20 protein-coding genes are annotated in these 22165 nt (G+C 63.7%); 7 read left to right on the top strand and 13 right to left on the bottom strand.

What is annotated here, in order from left to right:
- Positions 1-93 precede the first annotated feature (93 nt).
- The 7 genes from cmoM to ETEE_RS00610 all read left to right on the top strand — a co-directional run bounded on the left by cmoM (position 94) and on the right by ETEE_RS00610 (position 10953).
- Positions 94-879, top strand: a complete 786-nt coding sequence (cmoM, locus tag ETEE_RS00640; RefSeq protein ID WP_034162455.1) for a tRNA uridine 5-oxyacetic acid(34) methyltransferase CmoM — start codon at positions 94-96, stop codon at positions 877-879.
- Positions 876-2198 carry a chromosome partition protein MukF gene (mukF, locus tag ETEE_RS00635; protein WP_034162454.1) on the top strand — a complete coding sequence of 441 codons (1323 nt, stop codon included), beginning with the start codon at positions 876-878 and terminating at the stop codon, positions 2196-2198. The genes cmoM and mukF overlap by 4 nt, the downstream gene beginning before the upstream one ends.
- Positions 2179-2904: a chromosome partition protein MukE gene (gene mukE, locus ETEE_RS00630; protein ID WP_034162453.1), complete on the top strand. Its 726-nt coding sequence runs from the start codon at positions 2179-2181 to the stop codon at positions 2902-2904. Before mukF ends, mukE begins: the two co-directional genes overlap by 20 nt.
- Positions 2901-7364 carry a chromosome partition protein MukB gene (gene mukB, locus ETEE_RS00625; RefSeq protein WP_034162452.1) on the top strand — a complete coding sequence of 1488 codons (4464 nt, stop codon included), beginning with the start codon at positions 2901-2903 and terminating at the stop codon, positions 7362-7364. The genes mukE and mukB overlap by 4 nt, the downstream gene beginning before the upstream one ends.
- Positions 7365-7765: 401 nt before the next feature.
- On the top strand, positions 7766-9400 hold the full coding sequence (ldtD, locus tag ETEE_RS00620) for a L,D-transpeptidase (protein ID WP_034162451.1): 1635 nt from the start codon (positions 7766-7768) through the stop codon (positions 9398-9400).
- Positions 9401-9675: 275 nt separating this feature from the next.
- Positions 9676-10224 (top strand): peptidoglycan L,D-endopeptidase MepK, encoded by a 549-nt coding sequence (gene mepK, locus ETEE_RS00615; protein WP_034162450.1) that lies wholly within the window; start codon positions 9676-9678, stop codon positions 10222-10224.
- 81 nt (positions 10225-10305) lie between these two features.
- The gene (locus ETEE_RS00610; protein ID WP_034162449.1) at positions 10306-10953 is read left to right on the top strand and encodes an MBL fold metallo-hydrolase; all 648 of its coding nucleotides are present in this window, start codon (positions 10306-10308) and stop codon (positions 10951-10953) included.
- A gap of 79 nt (positions 10954-11032) precedes the next feature.
- On the opposite strand, the gene fliR is transcribed toward ETEE_RS00610, so the two are convergent.
- The 13 genes from fliR to fliF all read right to left on the bottom strand — a co-directional run bounded on the left by fliR (position 11033) and on the right by fliF (position 21973).
- Positions 11033-11821 carry a flagellar biosynthetic protein FliR gene (gene fliR, locus ETEE_RS00605; protein ID WP_034162448.1) on the bottom strand — a complete coding sequence of 263 codons (789 nt, stop codon included), beginning with the start codon at positions 11819-11821 and terminating at the stop codon, positions 11033-11035.
- 2 nt (positions 11822-11823) lie between these two features.
- The gene (gene fliQ, locus ETEE_RS00600; RefSeq protein ID WP_034162447.1) at positions 11824-12093 is read right to left on the bottom strand and encodes a flagellar biosynthesis protein FliQ; all 270 of its coding nucleotides are present in this window, start codon (positions 12091-12093) and stop codon (positions 11824-11826) included.
- A 147-nt stretch (positions 12094-12240) separates the two neighbouring features.
- Positions 12241-12981, bottom strand: a complete 741-nt coding sequence (fliP, locus tag ETEE_RS00595; RefSeq protein WP_034162446.1) for a flagellar type III secretion system pore protein FliP — start codon at positions 12979-12981, stop codon at positions 12241-12243.
- Complete coding sequence (gene fliO / locus ETEE_RS00590; protein ID WP_034162445.1) at positions 12981-13376, bottom strand: flagellar biosynthetic protein FliO; 396 nt, start codon at positions 13374-13376, stop codon at positions 12981-12983. Before fliO ends, fliP begins: the two co-directional genes overlap by 1 nt.
- Position 13377: 1 nt before the next feature.
- Positions 13378-13791, bottom strand: a complete 414-nt coding sequence (gene fliN / locus ETEE_RS00585; RefSeq protein WP_034162444.1) for a flagellar motor switch protein FliN — start codon at positions 13789-13791, stop codon at positions 13378-13380.
- Positions 13784-14797: a flagellar motor switch protein FliM gene (gene fliM / locus ETEE_RS00580; RefSeq protein WP_034162442.1), complete on the bottom strand. Its 1014-nt coding sequence runs from the start codon at positions 14795-14797 to the stop codon at positions 13784-13786. Before fliM ends, fliN begins: the two co-directional genes overlap by 8 nt.
- Before the next feature lie 5 nt (positions 14798-14802).
- On the bottom strand, positions 14803-15282 hold the full coding sequence (fliL, locus tag ETEE_RS00575; RefSeq protein ID WP_012848981.1) for a flagellar basal body-associated protein FliL: 480 nt from the start codon (positions 15280-15282) through the stop codon (positions 14803-14805).
- A 150-nt stretch (positions 15283-15432) separates the two neighbouring features.
- Complete coding sequence (locus ETEE_RS00570; RefSeq protein WP_034162440.1) at positions 15433-16698, bottom strand: flagellar hook-length control protein FliK; 1266 nt, start codon at positions 16696-16698, stop codon at positions 15433-15435.
- The gene (fliJ, locus tag ETEE_RS00565; RefSeq protein ID WP_034162439.1) at positions 16695-17135 is read right to left on the bottom strand and encodes a flagellar export protein FliJ; all 441 of its coding nucleotides are present in this window, start codon (positions 17133-17135) and stop codon (positions 16695-16697) included. The genes ETEE_RS00570 and fliJ overlap by 4 nt, the downstream gene beginning before the upstream one ends.
- A 30-nt stretch (positions 17136-17165) precedes the next feature.
- Positions 17166-18524, bottom strand: a complete 1359-nt coding sequence (gene fliI / locus ETEE_RS00560; RefSeq protein ID WP_034162438.1) for a flagellar protein export ATPase FliI — start codon at positions 18522-18524, stop codon at positions 17166-17168.
- Positions 18521-19273, bottom strand: coding sequence for a flagellar assembly protein FliH (gene fliH / locus ETEE_RS00555; protein WP_034162437.1), 753 nt, complete (start codon positions 19271-19273; stop codon positions 18521-18523). Before fliH ends, fliI begins: the two co-directional genes overlap by 4 nt.
- The gene (gene fliG, locus ETEE_RS00550; protein ID WP_012848976.1) at positions 19266-20258 is read right to left on the bottom strand and encodes a flagellar motor switch protein FliG; all 993 of its coding nucleotides are present in this window, start codon (positions 20256-20258) and stop codon (positions 19266-19268) included. Before fliG ends, fliH begins: the two co-directional genes overlap by 8 nt.
- Entirely contained in the window at positions 20255-21973 is a 1719-nt protein-coding gene (fliF, locus tag ETEE_RS00545; protein ID WP_034162436.1) for a flagellar basal-body MS-ring/collar protein FliF, read from the bottom strand. The genes fliG and fliF overlap by 4 nt, the downstream gene beginning before the upstream one ends.
- Positions 21974-22165 lie beyond the last annotated feature (192 nt).

Genomic DNA, 22165 nt, shown 5'->3' with positions numbered 1-22165 from the left:
GTACCTTTGATCCTTTGGACCTCGCGCGGCGGCTAACCGCGCGGCCCGAAGGGGCTGGCCAGCCTAAGTCACCCGGCGTGCGGAGTGGGGAGTATGCAGGATCGTAATTTTGACGATATCGCGGAGAAGTTTGCGCGTAATATTTATGGCACCACCAAGGGGCGTATCCGTCAGGCGGTTCTGTGGCAGGATTTGGAAACCCTGCTGGCCGGTTTACCGCAGCGCCCGCTGCGCATCCTGGACGCCGGCGGTGGGCAGGGGCAGATCGCCTGCCAGCTGGCGGCGCGCGGTCACCGGGTGATCCTGTGTGATATTTCGGCGCAGATGCTACAGCGTGCGGCGCAGCACGCCGAGGAGCAGGGTGTTAGCGCGCGCATGGAATTGGTACAAAGTCCGGCGCAGGAGATGCATCGCCATTTGGCTGAGCCGGTGGATCTGGTATTGTTTCATGCCGTCCTTGAATGGGTGGCACAGCCGCAGGCGGTGTTGGCGGCGCTGGAGAAATGCCTGGCGCCGGGCGGCGCGCTGTCGCTGATGTTCTATAACTACAACGGGTTGCTGATGCTGAATACCCTGGTGGGGAATATGGAATATGTGAAGCTCGGCATGCCAAAGCGCAAGCGGCGTTCGCTCTCGCCCGACCATCCGCTGGATCCCGCGCAGGTCTATGGCTGGCTGGAGCAGCTGGGGCTGACCATCAGCGGTAAGACCGGGGTGCGGGTATTCCATGACTATCTGCGGGATAAGACACAACAAATCGGGGCCTTTGACGATCTGCTGGCGCTGGAGCAGCGCTATTGTCGTCAGGAGCCTTTTGTAAGTTTGGGGCGCTATATTCACGTGATGGCGCACAAAGGTGACATGAAGGATCCATTATGAGCGATTTTTCCCAGACGGTACCGGAGCTGGTTGCCTGGGCGCGCAAAAATGATTTCGCCTTAACGCTCTCGACCGAGCGGCTGGCCTTTTTGCTGGCTATCGCTACCCTGAACGGCGAGCGTTTGGACGGCGAAATGAGCGAGGGGGATCTGGTCGACGTATTCCGTCATGTCAGCAAGACATTTGAACAGACGCACGAAACCGTCACCCAGCGCGCCAACAATGCGATTAACGATCTGGTTAAGCAGCGCCTGCTTAACCGCTTTACCAGCGAGCTGGCGGAGGGGAACGCCATCTATCGCCTGACTCCGCTGGGGATCAGTATTTCCGACTACTATATCCGTCAGCGCGAGTTTTCCACCCTGCGTCTGTCGATGCAGCTCTCTATCGTGGCACAGGAGCTGCGGGCGGCGGGGGACGCGGCAGAAGAGGGCGGCGATGAGTTTCATTGGCACCGCAACGTGTTTGCGCCGCTGAAATATTCGGTGGCGGAGATCTTTGACAGCATCGATCTGACCCAGCGGCTGATGGATGAGCAGCAGCAGGGGGTTAAGCGCGATATCGCCGGGCTGCTCACCCAGGACTGGCGGGCGGCGATCTCCAGCTGCGAGCTGCTGCTGTCGGAAACCTCTGGTACCCTGCGCGAACTGCAGGATACCCTGGAGGCGGCGGGGGACAAGCTGCAGGCCAACCTGTTGCGCATCCAGGATGCGACCCTGGGGCAGGAGGCGCTGGGCTTTGTCGATAAGCTGGTGTTCGACCTGCAGGCCAAGCTGGATCGTATTATCAGCTGGGGGCAGCAGGCGATCGATCTGTGGATCGGCTATGACCGCCACGTACACAAATTTATTCGTACGGCCATCGATATGGATAAGAACCGGGTCTTCGCCCAGCGTCTGCGCCAGTCGGTGCAGGGGTATCTTGAGGCGCCCTGGGCGCTGACCTACGCCAACGCCGATCGGCTGCTGGATATGCGCGACGAAGAGCTGATGCTGCTCAATGCCGAGGTGACCGGCGAACTGCCGCCCGACTTGGAGTTTGAGGAGTATTCCGAGCTGCGTGAGCGGCTGGCGGCGTTGATCGAGCAGGAGCTGCAGGTCTACCGCCAGGAACAGCGGCCGCTAGATCTGGGGCGGGTACTGCGCGAATACCTGGCGCGCTATCCACGCCAGCGCCATTTCGACGTGGCAAGAATTTTGGTTGACCAGGCGGTGCGCCTGGGTGTAGCCGAAGCAGATTTTAACGGATTGCAGGCCCAGTGGCAGGCGATCAATGAGTACGGAGCCAAGGTGCAGGCCCATGTCATCGACAAATACTGAAAATACTATGCCGGCCAAGCTGGCACAGGCGGTGTTTAATCCGCTGTTTCCCGCGCTGGACAGTCAGCTGCGCGCCGGGCGCCATATCGGCATCGACGATCTGGACAATCACGCCTTCCTGATGGATTTCCAGGAGGAGCTGGAGCTGTTTTACGGGCGCTATAGCGTTGAGCTGATCCGCGCGCCGGAGGGCTTCTTCTATCTGCGTCCCCGCTCCACGACCCTGATCCCCCGCTCGGTGCTGTCTGAGCTGGACATGCTGGTGGGCAAGATCCTCTGTTACCTCTACCTCAGCCCGGAGCGGCTGGCCCATGAGGGGATCTTCAGCCAGCAGGAGCTGTATGACGAGCTGCTGACCCTGACCGATGAGAGCAAACTGCTCAGGCTGGTTAACCAGCGCTCGACCGGCTCCGATCTGGACCGCCAGAAGCTGCAGGAGAAGCTGCGTACCTCGCTGAACCGCCTGCGCCGGCTAGGAATGGTGTTCTTTATCGGGAGTGACAGCGCCAAGTTCCGCATCACCGAGGCGGTGTTCCGCTTCGGCGCCGACGTACGCGCCGGCGACGATGCACGCGATGCCCAGATGCGCCTGATCCGCGACGGCGAGGCGGTCACGCTGGAGCCATCGCTGGCGCTCAATGACGGCCCGGCGGACGACGCGCAGGCGGAACACGAATCCGAGGATGCAGAGGATGAACAGGAATGATTGAACGCGGTAAGTTTCGCTCGCTGACCCTGGTTAACTGGAACGGCTTCTTTGCCCGAACCTTTGATTTGGACGAGCTGGTGACCACCCTCTCCGGCGGCAACGGGGCGGGAAAGTCCACCACCATGGCGGCATTTGTGACCGCCCTGATCCCGGATCTGACCCTGCTGCATTTCCGCAACACCACCGAGGCCGGAGCCACCAGCGGGTCGCGCGATAAGGGCCTGCACGGCAAGCTGCGCCCCGGGGTGTGCTATGCCGCGCTGGACGTGGTGAACTCCCGCCACCAGCGGGTGCTGGTCGGGGTACGCCTGCAGCAGGTGGCTGGCCGCGATCGCAAGGTGGATATCAAACCCTTCGCCATTCAGGGGCTGCCGACGGCGTATCAGCCGACCCAGCTGCTGACCGAGACGGTGGGCGAGCGCCAAGCGCGCGTGCTGCCGTTGGCTGAGCTGAAAGAGCGGGTAGAGGCGATCGACGGGGTACAGTTCAAGCAGTTCAACTCGATTACCGACTACCATGCGCTGATGTTCGATCTCGGCGTGGTGCCACGTCGCCTGCGCTCGGCGGCGGATCGCAGCAAATTCTACCGGCTGATTGAGGCCTCGCTGTACGGTGGGATCTCCAGCGCGATCACCCGTTCACTGCGCGACTACCTGCTGCCGGAGAACGGCGGGGTGCGTAAGGCGTTTCAGGACATGGAGGCGGCGCTGCGCGAGAACCGCATGACGCTGGAGGCGATCCGGGTAACCCAGTCCGACCGTGATCTGTTTAAGCACCTGATCAGCGAGGCCACCGCCTATGTTTCGGCGGACTATATGCGGCATGCCAACGAGCGGCGCAGCCATCTGGATCAGGCGCTGCAGCTGCGTCGCGAGCTGCTCGGCGGACGGCGACAGCTGCTGAGCGAGCAGTATCGCCACGTGGAGATGGCGCGCGAGCTGGAGGAGCAGAACGGCGCCGAAGCGGATCTGGAGACCGATTACCAGGCGGCTAGCGACCACCTGAATCTGGTGCAGACCGCGCTGCGTCAGCGGGAGAAGATCGAACGCTATCAGGGCGATCTGGAGGAGCTGAGCTACCGTCTGGACGAACAGAGCGAGGTGGCGGCCGAAGCGCAGGAGCAGTATGAGTCCTGGCAGGAGCGCAGCGAGGCGGCGGAGGCCGAGGTCGATGAGCTGAAGAGCCAGCTGGCCGACTACCAGCAGGCGCTGGACGTACAGCAAACGCGGGCTATCCAGTATCAGCAGGCGCTGCAGGCGCTGGCGCGGGCGCAGACGCTGTGCGCTCTGCCGGCGCTGAGCGCCGACGATGCGGAAAGCTGGCTTGAGGACTTTCGCGCCCGAGAAGAAGAGGCGACCGAGCTGCTGCTGCAGCTGGAGCAGAAGCTGAGCGTGGCCAATGCGGCGAACAGCCAGTTTGAGGAGGCCTACCGCCTGGTGGCCCGGGTGGTGGGCGAGGTTAGCCGCAGCGACGCCTGGCAGGCCGGGCGCGCGCTGCTGCGCGAGTGGCCTGCACTACAGCATCAGGCCCAGCGCGTTGCGCCCATCGGCGCCCGCCTGGCCGAGCTGGAGCAGCGGCTGAATGCCCAGCAGGATGCCGAGCGGCTGCTGCAGGAGTGCGTTAAGCGCAGCGGGCGCGACTGTGACGCGCAGCAGCTGGACGCCCTGCAGGCCGAGCTGGAGGCGCAGATCGACACCCTGACCCAGCAGGCGGCCGACGCCGGTGAGCGCAGCATGGCGCTACGTCAGGAGCTGGAGCAGATCGCCGAGCGGGTCGGCGCGCTGAGCGCGCGGGCACCGGCGTGGCTCGCCGCCCAGGAGGCGCTGAATGCCTTGGAATCGCAGTGCGGCGAAACGCTGGAGGACAGCCGCGCGGTGACCGACCAGATGCAGCAGCTGCTGGAGCGCGAGCGCGAGTACACCGTCGAACGCGACGAGGTTGCCGCCCGCAAGGGGGCCCTGGAGCGGGAGATCGAGCGCCTGAGCCAGCCCGGCGGTGCCGAGGATGCCCGACTGATCGCGCTGGCAGAGCGCTTTGGCGGCGTGCTGTTGTCGGAGATCTACGACGACGTCACGCTGGACGATGCGCCCTACTTCTCGGCGCTGTATGGGCCGTCGCGCCATGCCATCGTGGTGCCGGATCTGGCCGCGGTGCGCGCGCAGCTGGCGGGGCTGGAGGAGTGCCCGGAAGATCTCTATCTGATCGAGGGGGATCCGCAGTCCTTCGACGACAGCGTTTTTGCCGTTGAAGAGCTGGAGAAGGCGGTGGTAGTGAAGATCGCCGATCGCCAGTGGCGCTACTCCCGTTTCCCATCGCTGCCGCTGTTTGGCCGTGCGGCGCGCGAGAGCCGTCTGGAGACGCTGTACGCCGAGCGCGAGGCGCTGGCGGAGCGTTATGCCACACTGTCGTTTGACGTACAGAAGATCCAGCGTCTGCACCACGCCTTCAGCCGCTTTATCGGCAGCCATCTGGCGGTGGTATTTGACGATGATCCGGAGCAGGAGCTGCGCCAGCTGCAGCAGCGTCGGGGGGAGATTGAGCGCGAGTTCGCCGGTCAGGACGCCCAGACCCAGCAACAGCGTCAGCAGCTGCAGCAGGCGCGCGAGCTGGCCGGGCTGCTGAATCGCCTGGTGCCCCAGGCGGCGCTGCTGACGGATGAAACGCTGCCCGATCGGGTCGATGAACTGCGTGAGGAACTGGAGCAGGCGCGCGATGCGGCGCGCTATCTACAGCAGCACGGCGCCACGCTGGCGGCGCTGGAACCGGTGATCGGCGTGCTGCAGAGCGATCCGCAGCAGCATGAGCAGCTGCAGCAGGATTACCAGCAGGCGCTGCAGCGTCAGCGCCTGACCAAGCAGCAGGCCTTTGCCCTGACCGAGGTGGCGCAGCGTCGCGCCCATTTCAGCTATAGCGATGCGGTGGGAATGCTGAGCGAAAACGCCGACCTCAACGAGCGTTTGCGTCAGCGTTTGGAGCACGCCGAGGCCGATCGCAGCCGCAGCCGCGAGCAGCTGCGTCAGCATCAGGCCCAGCTGGCCCAGTATAATCAGGTGCTGGCGTCGCTGAAGAGCGCCTTCGATGCCAAGCGTGACATGCTGCAGGAGCTACAGCAGGAGATGCAGGATATCGGCGTAGCGGCGGATGCGAGCGCCGAGGCGCGGGCCCGTACGCGCCGCGATGAGCTGCACGCCGCCCTGAGTGAAAACCGCAGCCGGCGCAATCAGCTGGAGAAGCAGATCACCATCTGCGAGGCGGAGATGGAGTCGCTGATCAAGCGGCTGCGTAAGGCTGAGCGCGATTACCACCTGATGCGAACCCAGGTGACCCAGGCCAAGGCGGGCTGGTGCGCGGTGATGCGTTTGGTGAAGGATAACGGCGTCGAGCGCCGTCTGCACCGGCGTGAGCTAGCCTATATGGATGCAGACGAGCTGCGCTCCATGTCGGATAAGGCGCTGGGCGCCCTGCGTCTGGCTGTGGCGGATAACGAGCACCTGCGCGACGTGCTGCGCCTGTCGGAGGACCCGAGGCGTCCCGAGCGTAAGGTACAGTTCTATGTGGCGGTCTATCAGCATCTGCGGGAGCGTATCCGCCAGGATATTATCCGCAGCGACGATCCCATCGATGCCATTGAGCAGATGGAGATCGAGCTGGCGCGCTTGACGGAGGAGCTGACGGCGCGCGAGCAGAAGCTGGCTATCAGCGCCCGCAGCGTGGCGAACATCATCCGCAAGACCATTCAGCGCGAGCAGAACCGTATCCGCATGCTGAACCAGGGGCTGCAGTCGGTGGCCTTTGGCCAGGTCAACAGCGTGCGTCTGAACGTGAATGTGCGCGACAGCCACGCCATGCTGCTGAACGTGCTCTCCGAGCAGCAGGAGCAGCATCAGGATCTGTTCAACAGCAACCGCCTGACCTTCTCAGAGGCGCTGGCCAAGCTGTATCAGCGCCTGAATCCGCAGATCGATATGGGACAGCGGACGCCGCAGACCATCGGTGAGGAGCTGCTGGACTACCGCAGCTACCTGGAGATGGCGGTGGAGGTGAACCGTGGATCGGACGGCTGGCTGCGTGCGGAGAGCGGGGCGCTGTCAACCGGTGAGGCGATCGGTACCGGGATGTCGATCCTGGTGATGGTGGTGCAGAGCTGGGAGGAGGAGTCACGCCGCCTACGCGGTAAGGATATCTCCCCCTGCCGACTGCTGTTCCTGGATGAGGCGGCGCGTCTTGACGCCAAGTCCATCGCGACGCTGTTCGAGCTGTGTGAGCGGCTGGAGATGCAGCTGATCATCGCCGCCCCCGAGAATATCAGCCCGGAAAAAGGCACCACCTATAAGCTGGTGCGTAAGGTGTTCAACCATACCGAGCACGTGCACGTGGTGGGGCTGCGCGGCTTTAGCGCCGCGGCGGAGGACGAGGGCGGGCGCACGGCGCAGCCGCTGGAGGATACCTCGGCCTGAGGGCGCGCGCTGGCGCACCGCGTCGTCGTCTGACGGCGTCTCGACGGCCCGCCCTGCGCGGGCCGTTATCTTTTGGGCCATAAATGTTGGCGGGGCGGGGAATGTCTGAAAGCGTGGAGGCGTGCTTGTCTTCGGCCGCCTGTGACGGGCATGATGTCATAAAGTGTCATAAATCTTCGCCTGCGATACTTTTTCCCCTCGTCTTTTTTTTGGCAAAATAGCAACATAGTCATGTTGCCTATGCCTGCGGCGTGGGCGTGACCGGATCGGAACGATGATGGCGCACAGGACGGCAGCGCAGCCTGTTGCCGTAGCGAGACCGCCGAACGGCGGTTTATTCTGTATAATTTGCATTAGGTGCCCGACAGTATCGCTGTGGGCGAAGAGGGAGCAAGGAAGTCATGCTGAGCGCTAAATTCGGTTTTCGCCGGCGTATGGCCGGCACGCTGCTGGCGGTAACGCTGGCACCCTGGGGTACGCCGGCGCTGGCACAACCGGCGCCCGCACACGCGGAGGCGGCCCCGACCGCGTCGGCGCTACAGGCGCAGCTGCCGTTGGGAGTCACGCTACGCTATGGCCATGAGCTGGCGGCGCTGTACGCGGCCCACCGTGAGCAGCCGATGTGGCAGGATAGCGAGGCGGTGCGGGACTTTCAGCAGCAGCTGGCGGAGCTAGCGCTGTCCGGCGTACAGCCGCAGTTTGCCCGCTGGGCCGATGCGCTGACGGATCCCCGCATTCACGACATGGCGCGGGATATCCTGCTGTCCGATGCCATGATGGGCTACCTGCAGTATGTGGCCGGCGTGGCGGCCAACGGCGACGCCTGGCTGTACGGCAGCAAGAGCTATACGCTCGCGGCCCCGCCCGTCGGGCTGGTCGATAACTGGCAGCGGGCGCTGCGCCAGGGGACGCTGACGGTCTTTATCCGTTCGCTGGCGCCCTCTAACCCCCAGTATCCGGCGATGCGTACGGCGCTGGAGACGCTGCTGGCCGATACCCAGCCCTGGCCGCAGATGCCCGGCGGGCTGACGCTGCGCCCGGGCGACAGCAGCCCGGCCATCGCAACGCTGCGCGCGATCCTGCTGCGCAGCGGCGCGCTGTCGGCGGCGGATGAGGGCGACGGCGAGGTCTATACGCCGGCGCTGGTGGCGGCGGTGAAGCGTTTCCAGAGCGGCCAGGGGCTGACGCCGGATGGGGTGATCGGTCCGCGCACCTATGCCTGGCTGAACGTCACGCCGCCGATGCGCGCCGCCCTGCTGGCGCTGAATATTCAGCGTCTGCGTCTGCTGCCCGCCTCGGTGCATACCGGGATCATGGTCAACATCCCCAACTTCTCCATGACCTACTACCGCGATGGTAAGGACGTGCTATCTTCCCGGGTAATCGTCGGGCGCCCGGCGCGTAAGACGCCGCTGATGAACAGTGAGCTAAACAACGTGGTGGTCAACCCGCCGTGGAACGTGCCGACGAAGCTGGTGCGTGAGGATATCGTCCCCAAAGCTATGCGCGATCCCGGCTATTTTGAGCGCCACGGCTATACGCTGCTCTCCGGCTGGAGCGGCGATGCCCAGGTGATAAACCCCTATATGATCGACTGGAACAGCGTGTCGGCGCGCAACTTCCCTTACCGGGTGCGCCAGGCGCCGGGGGCGGGCAACTCGCTTGGCCGCTTTAAATTCAACATGCCGAGCCAGGACGCCATCTACCTGCACGATACGCCGAACCATGCGCTGTTCAACCAGGATATCCGCGCGCTCAGCTCCGGATGCGTTCGCATCAATAAGGCCTCGACGCTGGCGGATATGCTGCTGGCCGACGCCGGCTGGAGCCCGGCGCGGGTTGCCTCTGCGCTGCAGGCAGGCAATACGCAGTATGTTCCTATCCGGCAGCGCATTCCGGTGCGGCTCTACTATCAGACCGCCTGGGTCAGCGACGGCGGGGAGCCCCAGTTCCGCACAGATATTTACAATTATGATCAGTTGGCCCGCAGCGGTAGCCGCAGCGTGACGCAGGCGCGCCAGCTTTTCCATCTGTAGCAGACGGTTATCCTGCCGCGCGTGGGGCCACGGCCGCCGCCGCGGCGGGGCGATTTTTGTGATGGCCCGCGCCGGGGGGCGCAGGGCGGGTTGACGCCGCCTGGGCGGACGGTTAAGGTGCGCTGAGTGAGGCGTCGCGCAAGCGCTTTTCGTGCTATCGATAGCCACGATCGGTTCGGCTGCGTGGGACGCGAGATAACAGGGGCCGCAAAGGCCCCAATCTGTGCGCTTTGGGCGTGTTATTCAGACACTTTTTGGCCGGGTCATATTTGCTCATGGAACCGATAGATTTTCAGCGCCGTAAATGGCTGGCGCTCGGTGGTGCGGCACTTGGATTTGCCCTGCTGCCGGGCGTCGTCCAGGCGACCCTTTCTACGCCGCGCCCGCGGGTGCTGGTGCTCAATAATTTAAATACCGGCGAGCGCCTGCGCGCCGAGTTTTTTGATGGCCGCGCCTATATTCCTGAGGAGCTGGCGCGTCTAAACCACTTTTTCCGCGACTATCGCGCCAACCTGGTGAAGCGGATCGATCCGCGTCTGTTCGATCAGATCTTCCGGCTTCAGGTGATGCTAGGCAGCAAGAAGCCGATTCAGCTGGTGTCCGGCTACCGCTCGCCCCATACCAACAGCGAGCTGCGCGAGCGCAGCCGCGGCGTCGCTAAGCAGAGCTTCCATACCAAGGGGCAGGCGATGGATTTCCACATCGACGGCGTGGCGCTGGCGAACGTGCGCAAGGCGGCGATGCGTATGCGCGCCGGCGGCGTAGGCTATTATCCGCGCAGTAATTTTGTCCATATCGATACCGGGCCGGTGAGAAGTTGGTGATCGCCGCGCGGATGCGTATGATGGGGTCTGGTAAGGGCGACTGCCGGCCGTGAGCCGGCGTTTTTATGCGCGGAGAGTACCATGAAATACCACATCATTCCGGTTACCGCTTTTCAGCAAAACTGCACCCTGCTGTGGTGTGAGGCGACGCGGGAAGCGGCGATCGTCGATCCCGGCGGCGAGAGTGCCAAGATCCTGCGGGAGATCGGCGCCCGGGATCTGAAGGTGACGCAAATTCTGCTGACCCATGGCCACATCGACCACGTCGGCGCGGCGGCGCGTCTGGCGCAGACCCTGTCGGTGCCCATCTATGGCCCGCAGCAGGAGGACAGGTATTGGCTGGATCAGCTGTCGCAGCAGGCCGATATGTTTGGCTTTACCGACTGTCAGCCGTTTATGCCGACCCGCTGGCTGCAGCAGGGCGACACCCTGGCGGTGGGCGAGGAGCAGCTGACGGTGCTGCACTGTCCGGGCCACACCCCGGGCCACGTCGTTTACTTCTGCGAGAAGGCGCGTCTGGCGCAGGTGGGGGATGTGCTGTTTCGCGGCAGCATCGGGCGCAGCGATTTTGCCGGCGGCAACCACCGCGATCTGCTCAACAGCATCTGGACCCGCCTGTTTACCCTGGGCGATGACGTGGCGTTTATCCCCGGTCACGGCCCCATGTCGACCATCGGCGAAGAGCGGCGCAGTAACCCTTACGTGCGCGACGAGCCGGAAAACTGGTAGCGGCGCCGTTCGGCGCCGCTTTACCCACTCGAATGAAAGACGCCTTAGCGCGTCTTTTTTGATCTCTCATCGCGCGGGATCATGAGATCATCTGCATGCCGCCCAGGATCACCGTGAGACGGTCAAACAGGGTCTGCATCAGGTGTTCGACGAAGGGCGCCAGCATCGGCATCAACATGCTAAGCGTCATCATGCCGATGGTGAGGGTCAGCGGAAAGCCGACGACGAAGATGGATAGCTGGGGCGTCATGCGGTTGAGCAACCCCAGCGCCATGTTGAGGGTCAGCAGCAGAGCGATCAGCGGCAGGGCCAGCATCATGCCGTTGAGAAAGATCAGATTGCCGCTCTGGGCCAGGGCCAGGAACCCGTTGCCGTTCAGCGGGTGCGTCGACAGGGGCAGCGTACGGAAGCTATCGGCCAGCAGGGAGAGGGTCCACAGGTGGCCGTTGAGGCTGAGAAACAGCAGCAGAGCCAGCAGGTTAAGCAGGCGCGCCAGGACCGGCATATTGGGGCCGCCGGAGGGGTCAAAGAAGGTGGCAAACGACAGCCCCATCTGCATGCCGATCACCTCCCCGGCCAGACGCACGGCGGCAAAGGCGAGCTGCATGGTCAGGCCGATGGCACAGCCGATCAGGATCTGCTGGATAGCTAGCCACAGCGCGCCGCCGCTGGCCAGCGTAATATCCGTCGGCGGCAGCTGGGGGGCCAGCAGAAAGGCCGTCAGCGCGGCCAGGGCGATGCGCACCTTGCGCGGCACCGCTTTCTCGCCCAGCATCGGCGCGGTGCTGTACAGGGCCAGCAGACGGATAAAGGGCCAGAAAAACTGCCCCAGCCAGAGCGTGAGCTGGGCGGGATCGAAGGTGATCATGGCTAGCCGATCAGGGTCGGCAGACTGCTGAAGAGGGTGTGCATATAGTCCAGCAGCAGGCTGAGCATCCAGGGGCCGGCGACCACCAGGGTGGCGAAGACGGCCAGAATTTTGGGGATAAACGACAGGGTCATTTCGTTGATTTGGGTCGCCGCCTGCAGCAGGCTGATCAGCAGACCGCTGATCAGCGCGGCCAGCAGCAGCGGAGTGGCCAGCGCCAGCCCCACTTTCATTGCCTGATATCCCAGGGCCATTACCGATTCCGGCGTCATGGCGTCCTCCTCGTATCGCCTATCCCAATAGGCGTGGTTGTGACAGCCGCATGGCCCCGACGCGGACGGCGATACCGCCGCCGATGCGGCGTACGCGGTATGCCCGCCGGGGCAGGGCGGCGGATAATTAGCCTAACGCGATGGGCGTTAGGTGTAGAAGCTTTGCGCCAGCGAGCCGAGCAGCAGCTGCCAGCCGTCCACCAGGACAAACAGCATCAGCTTAAACGGCAGCGAGATGGTGGCCGGAGGCACCATCATCATCCCCAGCGCCATCAACACGCTGGCGACGACCAGGTCGATGATCAAAAACGGAATAAAGACGGTAAAGCCGATCTGGAACGCCGTTTTCAGTTCGCTGGTGACGTAGGCCGGCAGCAGAATCCGCATCGGCACATCTTCCGGTCCCTGCATCTCCGGCTGCTTAGCCAGCCGGGAGAACAGCGCCAGATCGGTTTCACGGGTCTGACGCAGCATAAAGGCCCGCAGCGGTTTGGCGCCGCGATCCAGGGCGGTCTCCATGCTGATTTTCTGTTCGCTGAACGGCTGATAGGCGTCCTGGTAGATCTTATCGAGCACCGGCGACATGATAAAAAAGGTTAAAAATAGCGCGAGCCCCAGCAGCACCTGATTCGGCGGCGCAGAGGGGGTACCCAGCGCGTTGCGCAGCAGGCCGAGAACGATGATGATCCGGGTAAAGCTGGTCATCAGCAGCAGCGCGGCCGGCAGGAAGCTGAGCGAAGTCAGGAAGACCAGCGTCTGGACCGGCAGGGACCAGCTCTGCCCGCCGTGCGCCAGTGGTTGACTGATAATTCCGGGCAGCTGGGCCAGTGCCGCGGGCGCGCACAGCAGCAGCCCCGACAGCAGGGTGTAACGCAGAATAGGCCGCATCAGGAGTTCTCTTTACTTCGGCCAAACCGGTGACGTGCGGCCTGGCGCAGCAGGTGCTGGAATGAGGTCGGTCGCTCGGTCGCATCGTGCTCCGTCGTCGCCGGCACATCAAAGGTATGTAGATGGGTGATGCTCTGGGCCGTGACGCCGAGCACCAGACACTGGTTATCCACCTCGACCACCACCAGCCGTTCACGTTGTCCGAGGCTACAGCTGGCGCGGACGTTGAGCAGACGCTCTCCGCGTGGACGGGTGGCGAATCCCAGGCGCTTGACCAGCCAGGCCAGCGCCAGGATCAGCAGCAGAATGCCGCCCAGCGTACCGCCCACCTGGGTCAGTACGCTTTCTGTCGGCAGTGCGGGGGCGGCGGGGATCGCCGCGACGACGCTGGACATATCAGCGGCTCAGGCGACGCATGCGTTCTGACGGAGTGATGATATCGGTAATGCGGACGCCGAATTTATCGTTGACCACCACCACCTCTCCCTGGGCTATCAGATAGCCGTTGATCAGCACATCCAGCGGCTCCCCGGCCAGGCCATCCAGCGCCACCACGGATCCCTGCGACAGGCGCAGCAGCTCCTTGATGGTCATCTTGGTGCGGCCCAGCTCCACGGTCAGCTTGACCGGGATATCCAGGATCAGATCGATATCCTGACCGCTGCCGGCGCCCAGCGTCGGCGTCTCGTCCAGATTCTGAAAAATATCGCCGTTATTCTGTGCGGCGGACTGTTGTTCTCCCATTGCTTCCGCCCACAGGTCGGCGGCGTCATCCTGAGCGTCAGCTGACGGCTTGTTGGCGTCACTCATCGGAATTTCCTCGCGAAGTCGCATCTAAAATAGGGTTAATCATTTTTTCTACGCGCAGTGCATACTGGCCGTGATAGCAGCCATACTGGCAGGTTAACACCGGCACACCGTCTACGTTGGCCACCAGGCGGTCGGGCCGGTCGATAGGCAATACGTCGCCGATCTGCAGCTTAAGAACGTCAGACAGACGCAGCGGAACGTCGACAAAATTGGCCACCAGCTCCAGCTCGGAGTGCTGTACCTGCTTGCTAAGGGTATCGCGCCAGTGCTGATCCTCCTGTTTGGAGTTCTCCAGCGGCGGGTTGACCAGCAGCTCGCGCAGCGGTTCGATCATTGAGAAGGGGATACAGATATTGAACTCCCCGCTCAGGGCTCCGACCTCAACGGTAAAGGGCGTTGTGACCACGATATCGTTAGGGGAGGTGGTGATATTGGTAAATTTCACCTGGATCTCTGAGCGGACATATTCGACGTCCAGCTTGAAGATAGCGCCCCAGGCATCGCGATAGGCATCCAGCGCCAGTCGCAGCATGCGCTGGATCACCCGCTGTTCGGTGTGGGTAAACTCACGGCCGTCCACCTTGGTGGGGAAGCGGCCATCGCCGCCGAACAGGTTATCGACCGCCATAAACACCAGGCTGGGCTCGAAGACCATCAGCGCGGTGCCGCGCAGGGGCTTCAGGTGTACCAGGTTCAGGTTGGTCGGCACCGGCAGGTTACGGGCAAACTCATGGTAGGGCTGAATACGCACCGCGCCTACCGTGATATCCGGACTGCGGCGCAGCAGGTTAAATAGTCCCATACGGAACTGACGGGCGAAACGCTCGTTGACGATCTCCAGCGCCTGCAGACGTTCGCGTACGACGCGTCGCTGGGTGGTGGGATCGTAGGGACGGACTTCGCCGTCGTGGGTTTCCAGTGACGCATGCTGCTCGCTGGGCGCGGCATCGCTGTCGCCATTGAGCAGCGCGTCTATTTCGGCTTGAGACAGAATGCTATCGGACATAACGGTTACCGCAGGATGAACGCTGTGAACATAACGTCATTGACCATCTGTGCCGGCTGGCCGCTGACGACCGGCGCGCGCAGGGTGGATTTAATTTCGTCCATCAACGCTTTTTTACCCTGCTCGGAGGCCAGCGTTGCAGCCTGCTGGCGGGAGAGCAGCATTAACAGACGGCTACGTACCTCAGGCAGATAGTCGTTTAGACGCTTACGAGTACCCTCATCAGGCAGACGCAGGGTAATGCCGACATACAGGACGCGGTCGCTGTCGTCGCCGTTACTCAGCAGGTTAACCGTAAACGGATCCAGCGCCATAAATACCGGCAGCGGAATCGGCGCCTGCTTGACGGTGTGCTGCTGTGTCTGTTGATAATAGTGCCAGCCGAAGTAGCCGCCGCCGGCGGCCAGCGCGGCAAAGAGCACCAACAGGATCAATACCCATTTGCGCCGTTTAGCGGAGCGGTTTGGGAGTGACATATCAGACATAAGGGGGATGATTCCTGTAGCTGTGTGCGCAACGCGCATGGAAATTCGCTAAAGCTATTATCCCTGCCGTCAGGCCGGAACAATGGCGGGAATAACGTCAAAAAACGGGGCTAATCGGGCGATTGCCCCGTTCTGTTTCTGTCAGGCGTGCTAAACGCTGATATCGACGGCGCCCAGAGGGCGGCGCACCGTGGTCGGCGCAACGGCGTCCAGCGGCGTCGGGACCGCATTGTCGGCCACGATAAACGGCGTGGCATCCGGCTGCGGGGCCTGCCCCTGCTGCTGGCCATTGCCCCACTGCGACTGGGCCTCGCTGCCGATGCTGCTCTGTCCCAGCTGAATACCGCTTTCCGCCAGCGCCGTGCGCAGATGCGGCAGGGCGGCTTCCAGCGCGGCGCGGACCTGACCGTGCGCGGCGGCCATATGCAGCTGCGCTTGATTATCGTCCAGACGCAGCGTGATCTGGACGGCGCCGAGATCCTGCGGGTGCAGGCGCAGCTCGGCCTGATGCTGGCCGTTACGGGCAAACATCAGCACCTGCTGTCCCAGCGCCTGCTGCCACTCACCGCTGCCGAGGGGCGCGTTGAGCAGCGGCGCGCTGGCCGTGGCGGCAGAGGCCAGCGGCGTAGCGCTGAGCTGGGGCGTCGCCGGCGTCGGCGCGGCGTGCAGGGCGGTCGGCGTAATGGCCTGTGCGCTGTGACCCGGCTGGAGGTCATGCGACAGGCTGCGGCGCTCCGGGGTATTCAGGCTGACCAGTGAACTGGCGGTATCCAGCGTGTTGATCCCCGGCGTCGTGGGCGATGCCTTGGCGCTGAGCAGCGGAGCGATGTCGGCGCGCTGCGTTAGGGCGTCAGGGCGCGCGTTAGTCGCGTTAGCGTTGCCTAACAGCGAGGTCAGTGAGCTTTCCGGCGCTCCCCGGCGTGGGGAGAGCAGGCGCATCAGGTCGTCGCCGTCGCCGGTGCGTACGCTGCCCGGCGTAAAGGTCTGGGACGGGGCGTCGGCGCGCGGCGGCAGCATCGCCAGCAGGGCGGCGATCGCCTGCTGGGTCGTCGCGTCGGCGGTTTCCGGCACGATTTTCTGCGGGTGATCCGGTATCGTCAGCGCCGGGGTCTGGCGCGCCGCCGCGACGATCTCCGCCGGGTCAAGCCGCTGGTCGCGCTGATTCTCTAGGCTGGCCAACAGCGCCTGACGCTGCGTGGCGCTCATCTGGGACAGGCGGCTGAGCAGGGCGCTGTGCGGCCCGGTCGGCGTCTGGCCTTCCGGCTGCTGCAGCGCCTGGATCAGCGCCTGCTTGCTGCCCGGCTGGCTGATCAGCGCTAGTATATCGGCAAACGGGAAGCCATCGCCGGCGTCCGCCGCCGGGCTATCTATCGACGCGGAGGCGGTGTTAAGCGTGATGGCAACGGGCGTTGTCATGATTTTTCTCTCCTTTGGCTGGCACGCTGGGCGTACTCATCCATCCGTTTTTGATCCTGTTTATTCAGTATTATCTGGCGCTGCACCTCGGCGCGCTCGTGCAGGGCGCTGAAGGCGCTCAGGCGCTGCTGCTTCAGCTGCCAGCTGTGGGTCGCGTGCTCCAGACGGGAGTGGCACTGATTCAGCTGCGTCCGGTGCTGCTCGATGGCCTGCTCCAGCGTCAGGATAAACTGCTGATAGTTATACCAGCTGGCCGCGGCGATCCCGCCGCTCATCCCCTGATTCAGGCGTCGGCGATACTCATCCTGGTAGTTCAGCAGCATCTCCAGTTGCTGCTGGGCCTGTTGACAGGCCTGGCGGGCATGACCCAGCGCTCGGGTCGCCTGATCGACATCCTGCTGCGCCAGTTCGCGTAGGGTGTTTAATGCTGATGACATGCCAACCTCCCCTTAGGCCATCGGCGATGGCTATGCGCTGAACAGCGCTTGCAGCGCCGTACAGGCCTGTTGATAGTCGCTGCGCTCAAAAATGCCCTGCTGCAGAAACGCCTCAAGCTGCGGATAGAGCGCGATGGCCTGATCCAGCAGCGGATCGCTGCCGCGCGCATAGGCACCGACGCTGATCAGATCCCGGTTGCGCTGATAGCTGGAGAGCAGCTGTTTGAAGCTGCGCACTCGCGCATAGTGCGCCTCATCGATCAGCGAGGTCATGGCGCGGCTGATGGAGGCCTCGATGTCGATGGCCGGGTAGTGGCCGGCCTCCGCCAGACGGCGCGACAGCACCACGTGGCCATCCAGGATGGCGCGCGCCGAGTCGGCGATGGGATCCTGCTGATCGTCACCCTCGGTGAGGACGGTATAAAATGCGGTGATGGAGCCGCCGCCGCTGATCCCGTTGCCGGCGCGCTCCACCAGGGCGGGCAGCTTGGCGAAGACCGACGGTGGGTAGCCTTTGGTGGCCGGCGGCTCGCCGATGGCTAGCGCGATCTCACGCTGGGCCATGGCGTAGCGGGTCAGGGAGTCCATGATCAGCAGCACGTGCTGGCCCCGATCGCGGAAGTCTTCGGCGATACGGGTGGCATAGGCGGCGCCCTGCATGCGCAGCAGCGGCGAGACATCCGCGGGGGCGGCGATCACCACCGAGCGCTGACGTCCCTCCTCGCCGAGGATATTCTCGATGAAGTCTTTGACCTCGCGGCCGCGCTCGCCGATCAGCCCGACGACGATCACATCGGCCTGAGTGTAGCGCGCCATCATCCCGAGCAGCACGCTCTTACCGACCCCGGAGCCGGCAAACAGCCCCATGCGCTGGCCGCGCCCCACCGTCAGTAGGGCGTTAATGGCGCGTACGCCGACGTCCAGCACCTGGGTGATCGGCGTTCGCTGCAGCGGGTTGAACGGTTGGCTGCTCAGTCCGCCGTGGTCGCTCTCATCCGGCGGCGGCAGGCCGTCGAGGGGGCGGGCGCTGCCGTCGAGTACGCGGCCCAGCAGGGCGGGGCCCAGGGGAAGCTGCTTGCCGCTGTTTAAGGCGGCGGCCGGCGCCCAGACGCGGGCGCCGGGCACAATGCCCTCGACCTCTTCCAACGGCATCAGGAATAACTGCCGGCCGTTAAAGCCGACCACTTCGGCCTCGACGTCCAGCACCTGGTGGCCATCGTGGCGCTCGACGCGACAGGTGGCGCCGATCGGTAGCTGCAGGCCGGTCGCCTCCAGCACCAGGCCGGTCGCGCGGGTCAGCTTACCGTAGCGGCGCGCCTCCGGCAGGGCAGGGATACGGCGCTCAAGGCTGGCCAGCGCGCCAAGCCAGGTGTCAAGCCGACTGCTCATAGCGGCAGCTCCGGCGCAGCCAGCTTGCACAGCTCCTGCCAGCGGGTCGCGATGCTGGCATCCAGCTCACCGCCCTCGGCGCTGATCTTACAGCCGCCGCGGTGCAGCTGGGTATCTGCCAGCAGCTTCCAACCCTGCTGCTCCAGCTGAACCCCCAGATGCTGCTGTACCAGCGGCAGATCCTGCGGGTTGACGCGCAGCTGCAGATTGCCGCTGAACAGCGGCTCCTGGTGGATCAGCTGCTGGATTTGCTGCAGTACCCCGCTGGCATCGCACAGCGGGGTCTGGCCGATGATCTGTTTCGCGGCGGTCAGCGCAAGCTGCATCAGGCGCGCGGCAATGACGCTGTCGAGGGAGTTGAGGGAGCGCTGAAACTCGGCTGACAGGGTACGCCAGCTGTCCAGCATCGGCTGCTGCTCGGCCATCGCCTGCTGCATGCCCTGGGTGCGCCCCTCCGCCAGTCCCTGTTGAAAACCGGCGTCATAACCCTGTTTTTCCCCCTGCTGCAGGCCGATCTGCAGCCCCTGCTGTTGAGCGTCGTGACGCAGACGCTCCGCTTCGGCCTGTGCGGCCGCCTGGGCCGCGGCGCTGCTGGCGGCGCCGTCGCTCTGCTCGTCCGCCTCAATGCGTGGACGCAGCGGTCGGCGCGGCGCGGCGAAGTCATGCATCTCCCAGGGCTTCCAGCGCGGATCGCTGGCTTCGGGGCTGCCCTTGGGCAGCACCTGTTTACGGAACGGAGAGTTAGACATAGGTATCCTCGCCGCCGCCAATCACGATCTCGCCGGTCTCCGCCAGACGGCGGACGATAAGCAGAATCGACTTCTGCTCCGCCTCGACCAGCGACAGGCGTATCGGGCCGCGGGTCGCCAGGTCGTCGCGCAGGATATCGGCCGCACGCTGGGACATATTGCGCATGAACTTCTCGCGCAGCGCTTCGTCCGCGCCCTTCAGGGCGATCAGCAGCGACTCGTTTTCGACCTCCTGCAGAATCCGCTGGATACTGCGATCGTCGACGTCCACCAGGTTTTCGAACAGGAACATCTCGTCGATGATCTTCTGCGCCAGCTCGCCGTCGTGGGTGCGCATGGCATCGATGACCGACTCTTCCTGCTGGCTCTTCATCAGGTTGATAATCTCGGCCGCGGTGCGGATTCCGCCCAGCTTGCTGCGCTTGAGATTCTGACCGTCGAGCAGGTTGTTGAGCACTTCGGTTAGCTCCTGCAGGGCGGTCGGCTGCACGCCGCCGAAGGTGGCGATACGCAGCATGACGTCGTTGCGCTGGCGTTCATCGAACTGCGCCAGAATATCGGCCGCCTGGGCACGCTTCAGGTGCACCAGGATCGTGGCGATGATCTGCGGATGCTCTTCGCGGATGATATCCGCGGCCGCCTGCGGTTCCATAAAGTTGAGGGTTTCGATACCGTTGGCGGTATCGCGCGACTCCAGAATATCTTCCAGCAGGCTGGCGGCGCGCTCCTCGCCCAGGGCTTTGACCAGCACCGTACGCAGGTAGTCGCTGGCGTTGACGCTCAGGGCGGCGAACTGCTCCGCCTCATCCTGAAACTCGCCCAATACCTCGGTCAGCTGCTGATGGGAGACCTGACGCATGCCGGCCATGGTGGTACTGAGCTGTTGTACCTCCCGGGTAGAGAGGTGTTTAAACACTTCGGCGGCGCGGTCTTCGCCGATGGTCATCAAAAGTACCGCGCTTTTTTCGGTTGCAGTCAGGCTCATTGTTGTTCTGTGCTCATCCATTGGCGGATCACCAGCGCCACGACGCGCGGATCCTGTTCGGCCATTTCGCGTACGCGCTCGGTCTGCGCTTCGGCGGTGCTGCGCTGCTGCAGCTTACGACGCTGCTGCAGCTCCTCATTGCTCGGCTGTTTGGCCGGCTGCACCGAGAGCGGCGGGGCGTCGACGCGCTGCTGCGCGGCGGCGGCGGCCAGCTGCTGTTTGGTCAGCATCGGTTTAACCAGCTTGCGCCACAGCAGCCAGGCGACCAGGGCGACCAGCAGATAGCGTCCCAGCGTGGTCAGCAGATCGATAAAGGACTGCTTCTGCCAGAAGGGTAGTTCACCGCCGTTGTCTTCCACGCTGTTAAACGGCGTGTTGACGACGCTCAGGGTATCGCCGCGGCTCTGGGAGAAGCCCATGGCTTCCCGCACCAGATTGTTGATCTGATCCATCTTCTCTTGGCTGAGGGCGATCTCTTTACCCTTGGTGTCGGTGGCGTAGTTAACCACCACGGCGACCGACAGACGCTCGATATTGCCGGCGCGCTCCTGGGTATGGCGAATCGTCCTGTCCACCTCGTAGTTGGTGGTCTCGTCGCGCCGGATATTTTCATTGCGGCTGGTCAGACGGCCGTTGTTGCTGATGGCGCTGCTGCGGCTCGGGGTCGGCGCATTGCGGCCCGCGGTGCCCTGCGCGCTGCGCGGCTTGTCGATATTGCCGGTGGCCGGCGGCGCAGGCTCATTGGACAGGGCGCCGGGAACGCCGCCGTTCAGCTGTCCGCCGGACTGATCGCTCTGGCTTATCTGCTGGCTGCGGATCGCGGCCTGGTTGGGCAGCTGGTTGGGCTTGTACTCCTCGTCGGTCTGCTCCCGGCTGGCAAAGTCCAGCTGGGCCGTGACCTGGGCGTGCACGTTACCGCTGCCGAGCATCGGCTGCAGGATGGTTTCGATCCGGCGCTGCAGGCGACCCTCTACCTCAGAGGTAAACTTCAGCTGGGCGGCGTTCAGATCCCGTCCGGTACCGTCCGGCTGAGTCAGCAGGTGGCCGAACTGATCGACGACGGTGACGTTGCCCGGCGGTAGGCCGGCGACGCTGCTGGAGACCATATAGACGATGGCGTTGATCTGGCCATCGTCCAGCGCACGTCCCGGTTCCAGCGTCAGCGTGACGGAGGCGGAGGGCTGTTTCTGCTCACGGACGAACAGCGACGGCTTAGGCATCGCCAGATGCACGCGGGCGCTGACCACCGGCCCCAGGGTCTCGATGGTGCGCGCCAACTCACCCTCCAGCGCACGCTGGTAGTTGATCTGCTCGCTGAACTGGCTGATGCCGAACTTCTCCTGATCGAGCAGCTCAAAGCCGACGGCGCCTCCCTTGGGGAGACCCTGCTGGGCCAGCTTTAGACGCGTGTCATACACCTTGTCCGCGGGCACCATCAGCGTGGTGCCGTTATTGGCAAAGCGATAGGGGATATTCATCTGGGTCAGCTGTGTGACAATGGCGCCGCCGTCGCGATCGCTAATGTTGCTGTACAGTACCCGATAATCGGGCGCGCGCGCCCAAAGCGCCAAAACAACCACGATGGCGATGGCGACGGCGCTGGCCAACAGTAAGGGAATTTTGGGATTGGCCCGCACGCGCTCCAGTATGGCTTTAATACTATTCTCAGCGCTTTTTGCTGCGGTGCCAGCGGTACCGGTGGCTGAAGCGTTCATGGGCTTACCTTATTGTTCAGTTGCGTCCGGACTTGAGGCCGGTATGAATGGATGTGTAACAAATCAGACTCCCTGACGCGGCAATGCGAATCGCGGAAAACCTGCAAAAGCAGGCACTTTATTATTGGCGCACGCGGCAAAATCGATGGCGGGAGAAAGGGACATTTTTAGCGTTATTTACCCGCTTTGGGT

The sequence above is a fragment of the Edwardsiella anguillarum ET080813 genome, from assembly GCF_000264765.2.
In the GTDB taxonomy this organism is placed as follows: domain Bacteria; phylum Pseudomonadota; class Gammaproteobacteria; order Enterobacterales; family Enterobacteriaceae; genus Edwardsiella; species Edwardsiella anguillarum.
Note: the sequence above shows the minus strand (reverse complement) of the source record. Positions and strands in the feature narration are given on the sequence as shown.